This window comes from Microcoleus sp. S13C4, assembly GCF_036700865.1.
Classification (GTDB): Bacteria; Cyanobacteriota; Cyanobacteriia; order Cyanobacteriales; family Microcoleaceae; genus Microcoleus.
This window is the reverse complement of sequence record NZ_JAUBPS010000052.1, coordinates 1-16,810: the sequence shown is the minus strand read 5'-3', so window position 1 is coordinate 16,810 and position 16,810 is coordinate 1. Positions and strand designations below refer to the sequence as shown.

The window sequence follows — 16,810 nt, the reverse complement described above, 5'->3', positions numbered from 1 at the left end:
GAATAAGAGGGTTTTTCTGGCTGATCTGCTGGGAGCATCTAGATTGTCGATCGCCCGCGTTTTCCCTAAAGATAAGCTGGCTCAACTTTAGCATGATAAAATTTTCTCGATCGCACTTATCCCGCAACCCCCGTTGACACGACAGAAGTGGTGGAGGAGTGGCAATCGTCCGCTGGCTAAAAAATCATCATTTGAGATAGATTAGGCAGTATGGGCGATCGACAGCAGCAATTCCGACAGCACCCTCCAACCCCTAAACTGCCCCCTGTTCAAAGGTTCCAAAAAGTCCAACTTCATCTTTGCACTTTCAAGGCGAAGTTGAAGTCAATTTTCTCAGCAGCAGTGAACAATACCTCTCCCCGCCAGCAATTTTTGTGATCGCTCCTAGCGCCTGGTTAATGACTGTTTTTCCTTTACTGCTTCTGTTGCTGCAAGTTGTTAATCAGGCCACTACTTCTATCAACACCCGCTACACATTTGCTGTAATTCCGGGGTTATTTTACGGTACAATCCTGTGGTGGTCGCAACATCAAGATAAATTCAAACCCAGGTTCCACCGCTTCTGGATTGGGTGTAGCGGTCTGTCAATACTGCTTACGTACACTTCCAATCCGAATCGAGCTTTGTATTTCATCTCTCCTTATTCTTTTCAACCTTGAGTTTATCAATCTTTGCCGGCTCAACTCGGACACGCAGCTAATGTCAAAAAAGTCTTAAGTTTGATTCCCCAAGATGCTAGCATTTCTACCAGCGGTTATATCGTTTCCCACCTTTCGGGCCGCCGGAACATCATCCGTTTAGAAGTGATACAGATGAAAGACGAAGAGAGAAAAGTAGTCAATGTCGATTATGCGTTGTTAGATTTGTGGCAGTTGCAGCCAAACAATTTAAAAGTTCCCGTTGACAGAGGTAGAGTTCTGGCGGGAGTGCGTTTTACCGATGAAGCTCGACGGCGAGGTTTGTACGGAATTGCTAAAGTATTGGACGGAGTTGTTTTAGTTCAAAAAGGCATAACTTCTAAGCCGGAAGTTTTGTCGGCTTGGTTGAAATTGCGACAAGAAATCGAACCGTTGATGAAATAGTCGAAAGTCAATGATCGAGTCGGCAGTTGCGATCGCCCCCAGAGAGTAAAATCAAGTAAATTTGCCAGTACTGGTCAATCAACCCCCGTTACTCGACTAGATTTTGATTAAAGGTTTGCTATACTCCAGAAATAGACACATATTAACCTTTGGAAAATCAATAGGCCGGAGCTATGACATCCTATGCAACCTCTACAGCAAGAGCCGAGATGAGTGAGATCCGGCGCTTGAAAAACATACTGCCCCCTGAACTCCAAAGTTGGGTAACAGTAGAAAAAACAATAGAAGTTAATCCTACCCTGATCCGCAGCGAAGAAATAGGCAAAGACCAGGTAGAAATCCAAATAGACCTGATCCGCTGGGAACAGCTAGCAATGGATCAGCGGAACCTCCTATTTTGGCACGAAGTCGCCAGAATCCAAAACGACACCATCGCCAGAGACGGTTGGGAAATGGCAGCCCTCGCCATTGGTTTAGGCGGCGCCGTCGGTGAACTTTGGGTGCAAGACGGCTTGCTGCTGTTACTAGCCCTATCCCTGTGCGGCGTCTCCGGCTGGAGACTTTACCAAAAAAACAACGGAGAGAAAAGTCTAAAAGAAGCAGTAGACGCCGACGAAAAAGCCCTCGCCCTGGCAACCCGCTTCGGCTACACTCTCCCAAACGCCTACAAAAGCCTCGGCAGCGCCTTAAAAACCTTAATCGAGCAAACCTCCAAAAAACAGCAGCGGGCTAAATACGAAGCTCGTCTCCAGGCTCTCAAACGCAACGCAGCCAAAGCCAAAGCCAAAGTCCAACCTATCACCCGCGAAACCTCCCAGTCAGAAAACGTGTACAATTCTTAACCTCATCCCCCGACGCTAGTTACGGGGGTTTTCCAGTTAACCGTTAACTGTTGACTTGTGTGTTAGCTGTTAACTGTTAACTGCGATGGCTAGCGGGTGCAAGACAGGCACAAAAATTATTAACGACAAGATTAATCGGCCTGAATCCACAAAAATCTTGATTCCGATGTCAAAGTTTGCCAGCGACTGCGTTCAAAAATCTGTGGGCCAAAACTGGCACGGGTAGACTTAAGTCTATTTTTGCCTTTGATATCATTCTCGGCGGGCGAGTTTGAAGGCGTTTTTGTAAAGTTTGTATAAAGCTAGCCTTTTGTTAACCATAATATTTGGTAAAGGTGGAGCTGCTAGGACAGAATAGGCTAAAGACATCAGCTTGAAATTTGAAACCAGGACTTCATGGTCAGTCACACCCCAGAGGCAGATTTTCGGGTAACGTACTCGGACGAGATTCCCTCAGTTCACATACCCGTGCGCTTGAGCGTACTTGAAGCCGTAAACTTCAAGACAACCTGCCAGCAACTTTTTTCGGGCAGCACCGTTCCCAGCAAGATTGTCCTAGACTTCAGTCAGACGACATTCATCGACAGTAGCGGGATCGGTGCTTTAGTCAGCAATCTGAAATTTGCCAAACAGCGGGATAGCGACTTGGTGCTCCGGAGCCTCAAGCCACAGGTGATGGCAGTATTTGCTCTCACCAGCCTAGATCAAGTGCTGACGATCGAGCAGCCCTCTGCAACCTCAACTCCCATAGAGACCAACCCCTCGGACAATCACCTACCGATGACCCACCCCTCAGTGCAATCGTGGGTGAAGCGGCTGATAGATGTCGTTGGAGCAATCGTCGGTTTGATGATTACAGGAATTTTGCTCGTACCCATAGCTGCAGCAATCACTATCAACGATCCAGGCCCGATATTTTTCGGTCAAACCCGCTGTGGCTGGATGGGCAGACAATTTAGGATTTGGAAATTTCGATCGATGTGTACCAACGCCGAAGCAATGAAAGCCCAAATCCAAAACCAGGCTTCTGGCGCATTTTTCAAAAATGACAACGACCCGCGGATTACCAAAGTCGGGCGCATCTTACGCAAAACCAGTCTCGACGAACTGCCGCAGTTTTGGAACGTGCTCAAAGGCGAAATGAGTCTAGTCGGCACTAGACCGCCTACCCCAGACGAAGTTGAGCGCTACGAAGTCCCTCAGTGGCAGCGTTTGGATGTCAAACCAGGGATGACAGGAGAATGGCAAGTCAACGGTCGCTCTCAAGTCCGCGATTTTGAAGATGTCATCCGTTTAGATTTAAAATACCAACAAAACTGGAGCCTGGTGTATGACCTCAAACTAATTGTCAAAACTGTAACAGTCCTGTTTAACAAAAATAGTGGCGCTGTGTAGGAACCCTCAACAACCCACCGCTGAACTTTGAGGTGCTGTTGCCGACGGGGGACGGAAACTCGAACTCGATACTTAGTCAAGCAGACGATCGCTAGCGATACCTACGTTAGCATTAAGTGTTAAAATTCACACGCCCAGAAAATGCACAGCTAGTTGCCAGCTCTGCAATCAGAGCATTAATAATTAGCAATTGGCGAGTTCGAGGTCATACTCGAATGATCCCAGCAGGATTTTCGAGGACGAGAAGAACTCACCTGTGTTTAGAAAAGTACCGACTGCTAAAACGATCGAAGCTTAAATCACTTCCTCGCAAGCTGACTCGGGAATTTTCCCTATTTAAACGCCCTACCGAGGCGGGTTACAGTATCAAAAGTCTCTCATTTGCTGTGCGAGTAAATGGTGCGAAAGGAATGCTCACCTTGAGGCAAAACGGGCTTCTTCAACTCAAGCTTGACTTAACTAATATGTTGCCAAGACCTTGCCCTCCTTTTTCTCTCCCTCCGGCGCTGAGTACAGCGGTGGTGGGGGCCGACCAGGGGGAAGAAAGATGAAAGACAAGCAACCAAAGGCCGAGCCGCACCTTCAGGTCGAAACAGACCTGAATGCTTTAACATCCGTTTTGGAATGGTTGGAGAATATCGTTTTGCCCCTGCTGCCAGCGGATTTCTGGTGGCAGTGCCGGCTGATAATCAACGAAGGCTTTACAAACGCTGTCCGCCACGCTCACCAAAACTTGCCCCCCACGACGCCCATAGACATTGAGGTAAAAGTGTTTGCCGATTACTTAGAAATTAGGATTTGGGACAGGGGTCAACCCTTCAACTTAGAAGCAAAGTTGCACTCGATCATGCAAGAGCAGCGCGATCCTTTGGACAGAGAAGGAGAAAGGGGACTGGTGTTCATGTACAAGCTCACAGACGATCTTCGCTATATCCGTACCGACGATCGCCGCAACTGCCTGGTAATGCGAAAAAACATTACATGAGGGCGCGATACCCGCCCGGTAAGGGCGGCTTCTTTCCCAAGGAGTGGAAGATCCCCTCGCCCCCTATTGTCCTACCCGGAATCCAACCACATCCTCTGCAATTCTGCGGGTGCAGGCTCGATGCACGCGGCTGCAGGACAATTTGCTTCAAAATAAATATTATGCGTATTCTAATTTATTCCTATAACTATTATCCAGAGCCGATCGGTATTGCCCCCCTGATGACAGAACTAGCGCAAGGCCTAGTCAAGCGCGGCCACCAAGTCCGAGTCGTCACAGGAATGCCTAACTATCCGCAGCGCCGGATTTATCCGCAATATGAGGGCAAATTTTACCTCACAGAAGAACACAACGGCGTCACAATTCAGCGCAGCTATCTGCGCGTCAACGGCCCCCACCCCAGCCTCCTAGACCGACTTGTGCTAGACGGCAGTTTTGTCCTCTCCAGCGCCGTCCAAGCCTTCAGAGGCTGGCGTCCCGACGTGATTTTCTCGACAATGCCCCCTTTACCGATTTGCGTCCCAGTCGCCTTTTACGGCCGGATTCGCGCTTGCCCGATCGTCCTCAACGTTCAGGATATCGTCTCAGAAGCAGCCGTGCGCGTCGGCTTGGTCAAAAAAAACGGACTGCTAGTTCGCATTGCTGACGCTTTGGAAAAATTGGCCTACTGCACAGCCAGCCAAGTAAGCGTCATCGACAGCGGTTTTGTCAAAAAATTGCACTCTCAGGGAGTACCCCCCGAAAAAATAGTTTGCGTTCCCAATTGGGTTGATGTCAATTTCATTCGCCCCTTACCCAAGGAAAATAACTCATTTCGAGAAACTCACAAACTCAAGGGCAAATTTGTCGTTCTCTATGCTGGCAATATTGCCCTCACTCAAGGGTTGCAAACAGTTGTCCAAGCAGCAGCTCGTTTGAAACACATAACCGAAATCGCTTTTGTAATTGTGGGGGAATCAACAGCACTAGCGCGCTTGCAACAAGATTGCGAAACTTACAAAGCTAATAATGTAATGCTGCTACCATTTGAACCGCGAGAAAAATTGCCCGAATTGTTAGCTGCTGCTGATGTTAGTTTAGTCGTACAAAAGCGCCGCGTTACTAACTTCAATATGCCTTCAAAAATTCAAGTAATTCTCGCCAGCGGTCGGGCAATTTTGGCGTCGGTTCCAGAAACTGGTACGGCCCAGAAAGCAGTGCAGCAAAGCGGTGGCGGGGTGGTGGTAGCGCCGGAAGATTCGCAGGCTTTGGCTGATGCTGTTGAGGATTTGTACTTGCACCCTGCTAAGGTGGATGCGTTGGGCGAGCAAGGCAGAAATTATGCTGTGGAAAATTACGGATTTGAGGAAGCTTTGAATCATTATGAAGCTTTATTTGCGACGGTGGCAGCGAGTCATTCTGAGAAAATATTGGCGCCACTCCCAAAATAAGATAACCGCTTGGAATCGTGCCTACTTACAGCGCCAAAAAATGTTTGTATTCGCAGTACAGAAATAACGTTCGTTAAGATAAATACAAAAAAATGAAATACTGATGGTTGAGCTATTTAAGTCCCCAATATACGAGAACAGGAACTGTCCCCGCAGCGATCCAAACAGCCCTGACTACCCCGATTAAAAGTAAAATAGTGATGAGGGAATTTTTTTTTGACTTCCCGTTACAGCAATTTTGATTAAGATTAAAAAAAATCAGTTTAATTAACAAAATATCATAAAAATTCCCAGAGAAGCTAGCAGTGGCTTAACGACAAGATAACCTTTGAGGGCACTGACTAAAAATAGAAAAAATGAGATAATTACCAAAAATAGCAAGTCCATTAGACTAATTGTTCAGGTAGCTACTGTTTTAAATATTCAAGCAGTTATCAGAAAAGATAACCTATCTCCCAAACAGTCGATCGCCCGGAAGCACCGGAGATGTCACGACACCGCCGTTACGCGACACAGCAGTCCATTAAAAGAAAACGCTAAAATAGTAGCTCCTACAATTTTGGAGTTAATATTTGACACTTGCACCGCCCCAGCGCGAAAACGTCCTAGCTTGGCTCTGTGACCGCGTTCCTGCTGCCCGGATCACACATATCCTCGGAGTCGAACAGACAGCAGGTGACTTGGCTCGCCATTACGGCCTCGACGAAGCAAAAGCCCGATCGGCCGGTTTGTTGCACGATTTGGCAAAATACTTCAAACCTCCACTGCTCCTGCAAATGGCCCAGAAGGAAGGTTTAGAGTTAGACTCAGTGTTGGAAGCACACCCGCATTTGCTGCACGCAGACGCAAGCGCGATCGTCGCCAGAGACGAATTCGGGGTGGTCGATCGAGAAATTTTGGACGCAATCGCCAATCACACCCTCGGCAGACCAAACATGAGTCAGCTCAGTTGTACCGTATTTGTAGCAGATAGCATAGAGCCGAGCCGCGGCAACACAGCCCAACTAGAAGCTCTGCGCGAGGCAAGCTTGCAAAATCTTTATGCAGCCGTGTGGCAAAGTAGCGATTATTCTCTTAAATATTTGCTAGAAACTCGCTGCTACATCCACCCCCGCACCGTACTTACGCGGAATTGGGCGCTGCAAATGGCCCGCGAATCGCCGGAAACAGGAAATTCGACAGAAAAGTCGATCAAACAAATCACAAGTTAAAAGTAAAATTTACCAGCAATCCTGTCCTTACTTTTGGCTTCAGCCTAACTCCTATTTCCAGCCTCAAACTGGCAACAACCGATCGCGAAAGCGCACCCATTCCCTCGAACCCTATCAATTAGGAACTTAAACACTTAATGTCAGATCTAACCCAACTCGAATACTCCAGAGCCCAGTCTACAGCAACGGACAGCACATCCCAAGACGAAGCCCGTGGCCTGATCATGACCGTTGCCCAAGCAGCCGATGACCGCAAAGCAGTAGATATTGTATTGCTCCGGGTGTCAGAAGTATGCTTTTTGGCAGACTACTTTGCGATCGTCACCGGATTTTCCAACGTCCAGGTACGAGCCATCTCGCAAGCAATAGCAGACCAAGTGGAAGAAGAGTGGCAACGCTTGCCACTGCGTACACAAGGGCTATCAGACGCTAGTTGGATCGTCATGGACTACGGCGACGCCATTATTCACATTTTGAAGCCTCAAGAGCGGGAGTTCTACAATTTAGAAGCGTTCTGGGGACACGCCGAACGCATTGACTTTTCCCCCGCGCCGTGAGGATGGCTAATGTGAAAAACGTTTCTGCTTCTATTTGTCCCGTTCCGCAAGAACAGCGACCCATCAATGAATACCAAGAACTTAAAGAATCCTGGTTTTTTAGCTGGGTAACACTCAATTGGCCCGGATACCTGGCAAAACTAGCTTGGGTTTGGGCTTGGAGTTGCTTGGTATCGGGGCCGATAGCTGCTTCTAGCTTTGCTCCTGTCAAGTATCCAGCTCAGTTTGTCCTCAGCGGTGCCGCAGGTGCCGGTTTTATTCTAGGATTAGCTTTGCTGCGGCTCTACTTGGGTTGGTTCTACGTGCGATCGCGCCTTTCAAATCCCACGGTCGTCTACGAAGAGTCTGGTTGGTACGATTGTCAATCTTGGCCTAAAACTCCCGAAGTTTTGCTTCAAGACCAGTTGATTGTCAACTACCAACTAGAACCAATTCTCAGGCGTCTGCGGCAGACATTTTATGGTTTGACAGTATTGCTGGTAGCCGGGGGACTAACTTGGAGTTGTTTGTAATCGCGAATGGAAGGGAGTTTTGAGTTTTGAGATTGCCGCGCACAGCCAACAGGGCACACGGGGTGCATGAGTGAGAAACGATCGCAGAAAGATTAACTTTATAACTCGTAACTGGCAGCTCGCAATTCAAAACTTCCACCGGCCCCAATCTAAAATCTAAAATCTAAAATCTAAAATTGATATGACAAGGGGAAAACGAACCCAAGCTCCCGAACTTGAAGTTACACTGCTGCGCGAAGGTATTGTGGAATCAAGGCACCGCGCCCAGGCCGCTGTCTGCGACAACCGCGGGCGCGTTCTGTCTGTTGCTGGTAACTCGGAAACGGCATCATTTGTCCGTTCTTCACTCAAGCCTTTTCAAGCTTTGGCGGTGACGGCGACTGGGACTTTAGAACGCTACGAATTGACCGATCGAGATTTAGCGATTATTTGCAGTTCCCATCAAGGTACGATCGAGCAATCGCGCCAGGTATTTAACGTCCTGTGGCGCTGCGACATTGACCCCTCTAAACTTCAATGCCCCATTCCCGAAGGCAAAAAGAGCGCCCTGCAATACAACTGCTCCGGCAAACACGCCGGAATGCTGGCTGTCTGTCAGCAACTGCACTGGCCTATGGAAACTTATTTGCGCCGCAAACATCCCGTCCAGCAGCTTATTTTGGGCAAAGTGGCTGACTTGCTGGCAATGCCTGCCGAAGAGTTTATCAGCGCTCGTGACGACTGTGGCGCTCCTACCTATCTGTTGCAGTTGGGGCAAATGGCGTCTTTGTACGCTCAGTTAGCCTCCGGCACCAATGTGGATATGGAGCGGATTGTCCGCGCTATGACTCATCACCCAATGATGGTTGCCGGTGAGGGCAAATTTGACACGGAACTGATGCGCTTGACTCAAGGGGAATTGGTGAGCAAGTCCGGCGCCGAAGGGGTGCAGTGCATTGGCCGCGTTGGCGAAGGCATGGGCTTGGCAATTAAGGTGACGGATGGGGGAAAACGCGCTCAATTTGCTGTGGCGATTCACTTGCTCAAACAGTTGGGGTGGATTACTCCGACGATCGCCGAAACTCTTTCGGAAACTTACCTCACTCTCAGCGACTTCAAGCGCTTGGAGGTAATCGGGGAAGTTTCGATGCTTTAGGGCGATCGAGACTCTGAGCCGATTTCAGCAACCCCTCCCACAATCTAAAATTTTTTTGATTTAGGGGTTGCAATTTTCAGAAAGATATGTTTATATTAGTAAAGAGACAAAAAGCGACGCGGGATAGAGCAGCCTGGTAGCTCGTCGGGCTCATAACCCGAAGGTCAGTGGTTCAAATCCACTTCCCGCCACCAAATTTAACCGAACCCTGTAATCGTAAAGGTTTCAGGGTTTTGTTTTTGGAAACCACTAGAGAGAGACAAAGCGACGCGGGATAGAGCAGCCTGGTAGCTCGTCGGGCTCATAACCCGAAGGTCAGTGGTTCAAATCCACTTCCCGCCACCAAATTCGATAAGACAAGCCCCGGCAGCCTAAAAGTTGCTGGGGTTTGTTTTATACCGTCTGTTTGATGCCGAGTGCGATCGTCTCTGCGACAGATTGAAAGCAGTTTATTTTAGGCGGCAACAAAAATGAGGACACAGCAGTGCTATGTCCCTACTGTATATTTGTATTTTTCTAATTGGGACAAAATAAGACCTACCCTCAACCTAAACACTCAACCCTATACTTTTCGACGACCGTTTGTGCAAGCTTTCTTTGTCAAAAATCTCCAATCCGATATCCATATTTTTCAACTCAGGATTTTAAATTGCTAAATCGGCTGAGCTTCCAGCCAATCAAAAATCAGGTTTAATTGTTCCAGCGTAACTAACCCGTACTGCCACAAAACCATCGGCAGTTCGCTGGCATCTTGTTCACCGTGTCGGAGAGCAACGGCGATGGCAGAATTCGATATTGCCAACTCTCCCCGCAAATAATCGATCAGTTGAGTTTTTCCCATCACCTTAACCGCCAGTTTTATGCGCTATTGTAAAGATATGTAGCTAATCGGTCTGTATCGGAAGTTTAATTGGTCTAATCGTATGTTCACAATAGAGAACCTTGTGTGATGGAAACCGCACAAAACTTGTGATAAAACTCTGATAAAAAAGCGATCGCAGTCACAATAACTGCGAGACTCAAAAATTGGATTCCGCGATCGCTCGTTTGCTTCAAATGAATTGATTTAAAAGTGCTAAAGTCCTAGCTGAAGCTGAACTCCCGCTTCTGTACCGCTGTCGGTTTGTTTTGGAGGTAGAGGATTTCCTTGACGCTGGGCGTCCGAAGGAGTAGTAATAAATTCCAATGGGCCATCGATTTTGAGGCGAAATGTGTCGCCCAAGCTGCTTTCCCTTCTAGCAGAATTAGACGCCGTTTCTGGTTGACCAATCAAGTTTTGGTAGTCCGAGTCTAAGGTTCTGTCCTCCACAGTCCTCAACGAGTCCCCAGATAAAGTCGTTTCCGAATATTGGGGCGCTGGTTGCAGTCTTTGTTGGGCGAGAACCGCCGGGGTCAAACCGATAAAAATGGAGCTCAGTCCGAGAGCAGTGCCAAGAGTAGCCATAACTGCGTTCATCATCCATGCCTCCGCTAGTTGCATCCTACTATGCTGATTTTACCTAGCCGGAATTAAGTTGCACTCTATCAAAAGTAGCTGCTTGTGGAGATATCAATTAAAGTTCCTGTTAAAACTTATAACTTTCGATCGCGCTATCGGTCAAAGAGAACTGACGTTGCAACCGGGTTGAAACGCCAGAATACGTCATTTCAGGCCTGAGTCAACCCAAAACTCGATTGGTTTGATTAGCGGGCGTCAGGAGTGGAAAAATAGTTAGTGCTGGACGCAGGGGTGGCTATCCATCGGTTTTTTTTCACGAAAATAGTTCGTTGCAGACCGCCGAAACGCTAAAAACACCCAGTTTCAGATACCAGTCTAAAAAAAGAATGCAACAGCAGGCAAGTTCTAAACCCTTACAGAATCTCTTTTTCCCAATTATTTAATTCTTTAATCTCAAAATCTATAATAATATGAGCGTGTAGATTAAGTCCAAGATTGATACTGCATTCATCTCGCTCGCCAATGTTCCCAAAGCTCGCGATCGCGCTAAGATGACGGGGGCCGTCGTTAAAAACTCAGTTGCCAGCGGCAGATTCCGAGTTATTAACAGCACTTTGCCTACTAAAACCATCTCAACTTCAAAACCTGCGCTCATCAAGTTGTACTTGACCGGAATGTTGTAGGTTCATAATAGTTCTGCTTTACCATGCCAATCAAATATCTGACCGACTCGATTTTAAAAATGTCGGGAAAAGTGCCAATTCGCATCGTCCTTGTTGTGCCTTTTGCCCTCCAGACTTTCGCTGCGGTAGGGTTGACGGGGTGGCTGTCACTCCGGAATGGGCGCATAGCCGTCAACGATGTTGCCGCACAACTGCGGGCAGAAGTCACATCGCGTATCCAGCAACATATTAATAGTTATATTGAAACGCCACACCAAATCAATCAGCTCAATCTCGATGCTATCCGTCTCGGCATTGTGAACGAGCAGGATAGTGATAGTTTGCAACGCTACTTCTACAAACAAATCAAAATTTTTGATAAAATTAGCTACATTCAATTCGCATCCGAAAAAAAAGATTTTATTGGAGTTGAACGCCTCGACGACGGCAAGTTGCAAATTCAGATTTCCAATCAATCTACTGGCTATAATTTACATAGCTACGCGCTGTCAGAGTTCGAGAAACCAACCAAGCTATTAAAAACTACTCTCAACTACGACCCCCGCGTCCGACCTTGGTACATAGCTCCGGTGCGCGCAGGCAAACCGACTTGGAGTAAAATCTATAATTATTTTGATGCTCCCAAACTAGCGATTACGGCTGCTCAACCAGTTTATGGCGAGGATGGTAAACTTATTGGCATCCTGGGTTCTGACTTGGCACTTGCCCAGCTCAATCAATTCTTGGAAACTCTAAAAATTGGCAAATCAGGACAGACTTTTATTGTAGAAAGGTCGGGACAATTGGTGGCAAATTCTACTCGGGAACCGCCATTTATTGTTAGCAACGGTGTTGCAAAACGGATTGTGGCAGCCAGCAGCAAGAATGTTCTAATTCGATCTACCGCCCGCTATTTGACAGAACGCTTCGGGGATTTGCACAAAATTGACAGATCTCGCCAGTTAGATTTTACGATCGACGGTCAACGGCAATTTCTACAGGTGACGCCGCTTTTAGACAGCAGGGGCCTCGATTGGTTGATTGTGGTGACGGTTCCTGAAGCCGATTTTATGGAAAGGATTCATGCCAACACTCGGTATACTGTGGTGATGTGTCTGGGTGCTTTGGTGCTGGCAACGGCGATTGGCGCTCTGACTTCTAGGTGGATTGTGGTACCGATTCGGCGTCTGAGCAAGGCTGCGGATGCTTTGTCGCGGGGAGAATGGGACGGGATGGCAGTAGATCCCGGCTTGATGGCGTCTGTAGAGCGGGAGGATGAGGTGGGTGTCCTGGCTCGCTCTTTTAATGTGATGGCCGGTCAATTGGAAGAGTCGTTTACTACTCTCGAAGATCGGGTAGAATCTGCGATCGCCGACAAAAATCAATTAATTATTTCTCTGAAAAACTCGCAGCAAAAACTGGCTCTGCATCTTCACCAAACTCCTTTGGGAGCAATTGAATGGGATCTAAACTTTGAAGTAGCGGAATGGAATTTGTCAGCGGAAAGAATTTTTGGATACAACCGCTTGGAAGCTATGGGACGCCACGGAGTCGATCTCATAGTTCCTGAAAGTGCTAAGGAGTATGTCACGCAACTATCTATAACTTTGCTCACTAATCAAGGAGGAGTTAGTAGCATTAACGAAAACATCAGAAAAGACGGCAAAATTATTCTGTGCGAGTGGTACAATACGACTTTGGTTGATGCTGACGGCAGCATTATCGGGGTGGCATCGCTGATTCAGGATGTGACGGAATTTCACAGTGCTGTGGAGAAGTTGCGGGCTAGCGAGGAGCGGTTTCGCCAGTTGGCAGAAAATATTCATGAGGTATTTTGGATTAGAGAACCCAATCAAAAGCAGCTAGTTTATGTGAGCCCTGCTTGCGAAAAAATATGGAATTTGAGCTGTCAGAGTTTGCAGTCAGAACCGGAGGCTTTTTGGGATGCTATTCACCCGGAGGATCTCGATCGCGTCAAGGGTGCTTTTGAGAAACAGGTGCGGGGCGATTATGATGAGGAGTATCGGGTAGTGCGATCCCCTACGGGGGCTAAGCCAACGGACGGTTCAGTTTGCTGGGTGCGCGATCGGGCTTTTCCAGTCCGCAACCAAACGGGAGAAATTTACCGCATCGTCGGTATTGCCGAAGATATTACCCAGCGCAAATTAGCAGAAGAATTCCAAAAAGTCGCTCAAACCGCTCAAGCTGCAAACCAAGCCAAAAGCGCCTTTTTAGCTAATATGAGCCACGAATTGCGAACTCCCCTCAACGCGATTATTGGTTACAGCGATATTCTCAAAGAAGACGCCGAGGATTTAGGCTGCGAAGATTTTATCCCCGACTTGCAAAAAATTCAAACAGCGGGCAAACACTTGCTATCTTTAATTAGCGACATTCTCGATATTTCTAAGATTGAAGCGGGGCGGATGGAACTTTACTTAGAAACTTTCAACCCGGTTAATTTAATTGAGGAGGTAGTTTCTACTGTCAAACCCTTGGTAGATAAAAATTTTAATAAGTTTGAAGTTGATTGTGGTAGCGACTTGGGAATGATGTATGCTGACATTACCAAAACTCGTCAAATATTGCTCAACCTGCTGAGCAATGCAGCCAAATTTACGGAACATGGCACTATTAGCCTCTGTATTGAAAGAGTTAAACATGACAGTTTAACCACTCAAGAAATAGCAGAACCTTCCGACTCAATAATTTTTCGCGTAGCTGATACGGGCATTGGGATTCCCCCCGAACAATTGCAGCATTTATTTCAAGCATTTATGCAGGGCGACGCATCAACTACGCGCAAGTATGGCGGCACGGGTTTGGGATTGACTATTAGCCGTCACTTTTGCGTGATGATGGGTGGCGATATGCACGTTGAAAGCGAGTTAGGTTGCGGTTCGGTTTTTACTGTGTGCTTGCCGGCGCGGGTTTAATTATTGGTCAGGAGTTAGTCTTGCTGTCCGGGACGCAATTATTACACAAGAAACCAGCTTTCTTGACAAAAAACCTACGCTTTCAGATGAATTCGGGGCAATAAACTAAGGTGATGATACCATGCACCATAAGTCCTAATCCTAGGTAATTTGCCGTTTCGGCCGCCCCAAAAGTTGAGCTGTTAATACGCCGCCAACAAAGCCAAAGAAATGCGCTTGCCAGGAAACTCCCGGCTGCGAGGGCAAAACTCCCCAAATTAAACTGCCGTAGAAGAAACCGACAATTAAAGATAACAAAATAGAGGTAAAGCTGCGTTCAAAATAGCCCCGCAGCAGCAAAAAGCCGAAGTAACCAAAGATTAATCCGCTAGCACCAATGTGAACGGAATTAGGCGCACCGGTTAGCCAAACTCCGAATCCACTGACTAGCACAGTGACGGCACTCACGATAAAAAAGTCGCTAATTTCTCGCAGCATAATCAACCAACCCAATGTCACAAAAGGGAGGGTATTGGCGGCTAAGTGAGCAAAACTGCCGTGCAGAAAAGGCATCAACAGGATTCCTTGAAGTCCGTCGAGGCTGCGGGGCCGGACTCCGTAGGCATTCAGCCGGCCTTGGAACAGGAATACATCGACAATTTCGATAATCCAGAGGAGAGAGACGCAGCCGCCGAGAATGGCGGCGTGGCTTTGCAATTCGCGGGTGATAGTTTTGGTTTCTGGGTTACTCATGGGTGGTGAGGGCGGTGATACCGATTATTTCTAATTGTAGGAGTTTATGAGCGATCGCGAGCAAAGATAGTTGGGGCGAGGTTTCAGGGTTTTTTGCAGCAGAGCTTATTTAAAAATATTATAACTTTCATTAAAAGTTCCGCATTTACACGTATAGGATAATTCAGCTCAATGCGTCACAATTGTAATTGAACTACAAAAGGAGAGTCAACCGAAAGTTGAAGCTAGAACGTAGAAGACAAAATTTTTACCCTATCAATCAATCGTTGGGCTTGAAATGAGGAGACTTTTTAGACCGCACACCGTCTTAAAAAAAATCAGGAACTACTTTTCTCGCCCTAAGTCATTAATTTAAGAAGTTCAATCCGGTAAAGCAAAACGAGATGCTGTAGATACTGATTGTAGATAATATCGCACAAGCTCTACAGAGAGTTCTTGGCACCTCGTTATAAAAGAGGAACAGAGCAAAATGAACGTATTCGAGCATACAGTCTCCTACCGAACTCTGCCAAATTGGGTAGGATTTGGCAAACAAGAAACCGCCGTTAATGTCGCTACAAATTCTCAACCTTACGGTCAAAAGCCACACTTTGACCCCTTGCATCCGCTAAAACAATGGCTTGATAACACTGCAATTAAAAGTCAAAAGTTGGCTCGGTTGCTGTGTAAGTTTATTCCCAGCCAGTGTCCGTTTGAGCGAGAAGTCAAAATTGGCGATCGCACTTTATTATCCATTCCGCCGCTGTGCAAGTTAAATCCGCTTTACGAGCAAGTGGTTGGGCTGCGCTTTCGTGCTTTGTGTTATTTGGCTGACGAGTGTGGCGAAGATGTAACTCCTTATTGTTAATTCTGCAAAAACTTAAAATTTTCACTGTCTTTTCACCCTCCCTTATCCTTGTTGGGGAGGTTTTTTTTATTTTGAGATTATTCGGCGCTGGAAACCTGTTAACCTCAAACTCAAAGGTGGCGAAGCGCCGGTCATTTGAGTTCGAGGTTAAATTACACAAACTTTCATCTGCCTCAGCAGAAAAGCCAGATATTCTGTTAGATCCCCGGCTTTTTGAAGAAGTCGGGGCTTGAAAGACCGATCGCATTTAAATACTAAAGGGAGCGAATCACTCGTTGTTCGAGAATGCGTTTGCCTTTGTTATAAATACTAAGGCTAGCTCCTGTAACAATGTAATCGTAGGCACCATTTTTGGCCACGTAACCAGTCCCCTCTTCAGTTCGAGCACGCAGGGCGATCGTGCTGCCGTTACTCTTTTTAACGCCGTAGTAATATAGTTGATGAGCGTGGTTGTAGCACAGATATATCCGAAAGTTGCTGGTCTCGAAATAGTTTGCCAGTGTCTGTCTTTGGCGAACACAAAAATCTCTCACCTGTTTTTGGGGAGTGGATACATGAGCTATTTGTATGGTTTCAATCGGAGACTGAGTGCGAGACGCTGTTGATGCAGTGCTTGTGTTCGATTGTCCTAGAGCAAAGGTTGCCGCTGGATTGCTGGCAAATAGCATTAAACCAAGTAAGCTGGTTTGTGTGAGTCTTGCTGTGAAGTTCATAAGTCATTCCTTTAAAATATGTTGATGCGTCTAATCTAGGTAAGTTGGATTGATTAGGGCGATCGAACAGTACAGTTTTCCCAATCGGCCTCAAGGAGGAAATCCTTGGATGCAATTTCCGTTTCCCCTGAGAGCGGGTACTATTCTCAATAAGCTTTTAGGGGCAGGCTAGAAGCCCGCCCCACAATAGGATTGAATGTATAATCGAAAGCTCGTTACTGAGAATGATATTTTTTTGTGAGTTTCCCTGCAACTGATACCATTTTTTTAAAGATGTGATAGAGATAAAGAATGTAAAATCCAAGACCATCCAGTGAGAAAACCAATGACGCG

The 16,810-nt window shown here is 46.9% G+C and carries 15 protein-coding genes, 2 tRNA genes and 1 pseudogene; 13 read left to right on the top strand and 5 right to left on the bottom strand.

Translation table 11 applies throughout. From position 1 onward, the window contains the following. Nucleotides 1–299 precede the first annotated feature (299 nt). From QT996_RS20220 to QT996_RS20170, 11 genes and pseudogenes are all read left to right on the top strand, one after another. A pseudogene (locus QT996_RS20220) lies at nucleotides 300–1,082 on the top strand (DUF2079 domain-containing protein). A gap of 173 nt (nucleotides 1,083–1,255) precedes the next feature. Further along, nucleotides 1,256–1,924 (top strand): DUF3318 domain-containing protein, encoded by a 669-nt coding sequence (locus QT996_RS20215; protein ID WP_333048544.1) that lies wholly within the window; start codon nucleotides 1,256–1,258, stop codon nucleotides 1,922–1,924. Between the two features lie 396 nt (nucleotides 1,925–2,320). Next, a complete protein-coding gene (locus QT996_RS20210) occupies nucleotides 2,321–3,319 on the top strand; it encodes a sugar transferase (RefSeq protein WP_333048543.1) in 999 nt (332 codons plus the stop codon). A gap of 547 nt (nucleotides 3,320–3,866) precedes the next feature. After that, complete coding sequence (locus QT996_RS20205) at nucleotides 3,867–4,304, top strand: ATP-binding protein (protein WP_333048542.1); 438 nt, start codon at nucleotides 3,867–3,869, stop codon at nucleotides 4,302–4,304. Nucleotides 4,305–4,465: 161 nt separating this feature from the next. After that, nucleotides 4,466–5,734, top strand: coding sequence for a WcaI family glycosyltransferase (locus tag QT996_RS20200; protein ID WP_333048541.1), 1,269 nt, complete (start codon nucleotides 4,466–4,468; stop codon nucleotides 5,732–5,734). A gap of 572 nt (nucleotides 5,735–6,306) precedes the next feature. Continuing rightward, complete coding sequence (yqeK, locus tag QT996_RS20195) at nucleotides 6,307–6,945, top strand: bis(5'-nucleosyl)-tetraphosphatase (symmetrical) YqeK (RefSeq protein ID WP_333048540.1); 639 nt, start codon at nucleotides 6,307–6,309, stop codon at nucleotides 6,943–6,945. Nucleotides 6,946–7,082: 137 nt separating this feature from the next. Continuing rightward, the gene (rsfS, locus tag QT996_RS20190; RefSeq protein WP_333048539.1) at nucleotides 7,083–7,502 is read left to right on the top strand and encodes a ribosome silencing factor; all 420 of its coding nucleotides are present in this window, start codon (nucleotides 7,083–7,085) and stop codon (nucleotides 7,500–7,502) included. Between the two features lie 2 nt (nucleotides 7,503–7,504). After that, nucleotides 7,505–8,014 (top strand): CGLD27 family protein, encoded by a 510-nt coding sequence (locus QT996_RS20185; protein ID WP_333048538.1) that lies wholly within the window; start codon nucleotides 7,505–7,507, stop codon nucleotides 8,012–8,014. Nucleotides 8,015–8,195: 181 nt separating this feature from the next. Continuing rightward, nucleotides 8,196–9,149: an asparaginase gene (locus tag QT996_RS20180; protein WP_333048537.1), complete on the top strand. Its 954-nt coding sequence runs from the start codon at nucleotides 8,196–8,198 to the stop codon at nucleotides 9,147–9,149. 117 nt (nucleotides 9,150–9,266) lie between these two features. Further along, a tRNA-Met gene (locus QT996_RS20175) sits at nucleotides 9,267–9,343 on the top strand. A gap of 74 nt (nucleotides 9,344–9,417) precedes the next feature. Beyond that, nucleotides 9,418–9,494: transfer RNA gene (locus tag QT996_RS20170), tRNA-Met, on the top strand. 307 nt (nucleotides 9,495–9,801) lie between these two features. Here QT996_RS20170 and QT996_RS20165 read toward each other — a convergent pair. The 3 genes from QT996_RS20165 to QT996_RS20155 form a co-directional block, all read right to left on the bottom strand. Further along, nucleotides 9,802–9,990 carry a DUF2949 domain-containing protein gene (locus QT996_RS20165; RefSeq protein ID WP_333048536.1) on the bottom strand — a complete coding sequence of 63 codons (189 nt, stop codon included), beginning with the start codon at nucleotides 9,988–9,990 and terminating at the stop codon, nucleotides 9,802–9,804. A 234-nt stretch (nucleotides 9,991–10,224) separates the two neighbouring features. Further along, nucleotides 10,225–10,608, bottom strand: coding sequence for a hypothetical protein (locus QT996_RS20160; RefSeq protein WP_333048535.1), 384 nt, complete (start codon nucleotides 10,606–10,608; stop codon nucleotides 10,225–10,227). Nucleotides 10,609–11,047: 439 nt separating this feature from the next. Further along, nucleotides 11,048–11,242, bottom strand: coding sequence for a hypothetical protein (locus QT996_RS20155; protein WP_333048534.1), 195 nt, complete (start codon nucleotides 11,240–11,242; stop codon nucleotides 11,048–11,050). 51 nt (nucleotides 11,243–11,293) lie between these two features. Between QT996_RS20155 and QT996_RS20150 the strand changes: the two genes are divergently transcribed. Further along, nucleotides 11,294–14,185, top strand: a complete 2,892-nt coding sequence (locus QT996_RS20150; RefSeq protein WP_333048533.1) for a PAS domain S-box protein — start codon at nucleotides 11,294–11,296, stop codon at nucleotides 14,183–14,185. A gap of 141 nt (nucleotides 14,186–14,326) precedes the next feature. Here QT996_RS20150 and QT996_RS20145 read toward each other — a convergent pair whose 3' ends face one another. Continuing rightward, nucleotides 14,327–14,917, bottom strand: coding sequence for a rhomboid family intramembrane serine protease (locus tag QT996_RS20145; RefSeq protein WP_333048532.1), 591 nt, complete (start codon nucleotides 14,915–14,917; stop codon nucleotides 14,327–14,329). A 469-nt stretch (nucleotides 14,918–15,386) separates the two neighbouring features. Here QT996_RS20145 and QT996_RS20140 point away from each other — a divergent pair, with 469 nt between their 5' ends. Beyond that, nucleotides 15,387–15,764, top strand: a complete 378-nt coding sequence (locus QT996_RS20140) for a Mo-dependent nitrogenase C-terminal domain-containing protein (protein ID WP_333048531.1) — start codon at nucleotides 15,387–15,389, stop codon at nucleotides 15,762–15,764. 254 nt (nucleotides 15,765–16,018) lie between these two features. On the opposite strand, the gene QT996_RS20135 is transcribed toward QT996_RS20140, so the two are convergent. Further along, nucleotides 16,019–16,477: a hypothetical protein gene (locus QT996_RS20135; RefSeq protein ID WP_333048530.1), complete on the bottom strand. Its 459-nt coding sequence runs from the start codon at nucleotides 16,475–16,477 to the stop codon at nucleotides 16,019–16,021. Nucleotides 16,478–16,810: the final 333 nt, after the last annotated feature.

What these genes read in the sequence shown, in the direction of transcription:
- QT996_RS20215 (WP_333048544.1), top strand. Translation starts at nt 1,256, where the DNA reads ATGACATCCTATGCAACCTCTACAGCAAGAGCCGAGATGAGTGAGATC.
- QT996_RS20210 (WP_333048543.1), top strand. Translation starts at nt 2,321, where the DNA reads ATGGTCAGTCACACCCCAGAGGCAGATTTTCGGGTAACGTACTCGGAC.
- QT996_RS20205 (WP_333048542.1), top strand. Translation starts at nt 3,867, where the DNA reads ATGAAAGACAAGCAACCAAAGGCCGAGCCGCACCTTCAGGTCGAAACA.
- QT996_RS20200 (WP_333048541.1), top strand. Translation starts at nt 4,466, where the DNA reads ATGCGTATTCTAATTTATTCCTATAACTATTATCCAGAGCCGATCGGT.
- rsfS (WP_333048539.1), top strand. Translation starts at nt 7,083, where the DNA reads ATGTCAGATCTAACCCAACTCGAATACTCCAGAGCCCAGTCTACAGCA.
- QT996_RS20185 (WP_333048538.1), top strand. Translation starts at nt 7,505, where the DNA reads ATGGCTAATGTGAAAAACGTTTCTGCTTCTATTTGTCCCGTTCCGCAA.
- QT996_RS20180 (WP_333048537.1), top strand. Translation starts at nt 8,196, where the DNA reads ATGACAAGGGGAAAACGAACCCAAGCTCCCGAACTTGAAGTTACACTG.
- QT996_RS20165 (WP_333048536.1), bottom strand. Translation starts at nt 9,990, where the DNA reads ATGGGAAAAACTCAACTGATCGATTATTTGCGGGGAGAGTTGGCAATA.
- QT996_RS20160 (WP_333048535.1), bottom strand. Translation starts at nt 10,608, where the DNA reads ATGATGAACGCAGTTATGGCTACTCTTGGCACTGCTCTCGGACTGAGC.
- QT996_RS20155 (WP_333048534.1), bottom strand. Translation starts at nt 11,242, where the DNA reads ATGAGCGCAGGTTTTGAAGTTGAGATGGTTTTAGTAGGCAAAGTGCTG.
- QT996_RS20150 (WP_333048533.1), top strand. Translation starts at nt 11,294, where the DNA reads ATGCCAATCAAATATCTGACCGACTCGATTTTAAAAATGTCGGGAAAA.
- QT996_RS20145 (WP_333048532.1), bottom strand. Translation starts at nt 14,917, where the DNA reads ATGAGTAACCCAGAAACCAAAACTATCACCCGCGAATTGCAAAGCCAC.
- QT996_RS20140 (WP_333048531.1), top strand. Translation starts at nt 15,387, where the DNA reads ATGAACGTATTCGAGCATACAGTCTCCTACCGAACTCTGCCAAATTGG.
- QT996_RS20135 (WP_333048530.1), bottom strand. Translation starts at nt 16,477, where the DNA reads ATGAACTTCACAGCAAGACTCACACAAACCAGCTTACTTGGTTTAATG.